This window comes from Catenovulum agarivorans DS-2 (assembly GCF_000568405.1).
GTDB lineage: Bacteria > Pseudomonadota > Gammaproteobacteria > Enterobacterales > Alteromonadaceae > Catenovulum > Catenovulum agarivorans_A.
Genome location: NZ_ARZY01000138.1, coordinates 1 through 241, shown reverse-complemented (window position 1 = coordinate 241; position 241 = coordinate 1). Strand labels below are relative to the sequence as shown.

The following is a 241-nucleotide window of genomic DNA, read 5'->3' as shown; positions in this document are numbered from 1 at the left end:
CCATTACCATTGGTAGCGTTTCAATTCAAACAAATGCCGATACCAGTGGTCACTGGACGATAGAAAGTAACGAGATAGATATCTCAGCGCTTAACAATGGCTCACTGACCGTAACGGTTATACAAACCGATGCCGCGGGCAATGAATCAAGCAGTGCAACGCAAGATATTACGCTAGACAACTCAGCGCCAAGTGCACCTGTTATTACCACGCCAATTGAAGGCGATGGCATTGTCAATGC

At 46.5% G+C, this 241-nt stretch carries 1 protein-coding gene; it reads left to right on the top strand.

Features of this window, described 5'->3' with window-relative positions; all coding sequences use genetic code 11:
- A partial coding sequence (locus DS2_RS19515) for an Ig-like domain-containing protein (RefSeq protein WP_035016763.1) occupies nucleotides 1-241 on the top strand: 241 nt, incomplete at both ends.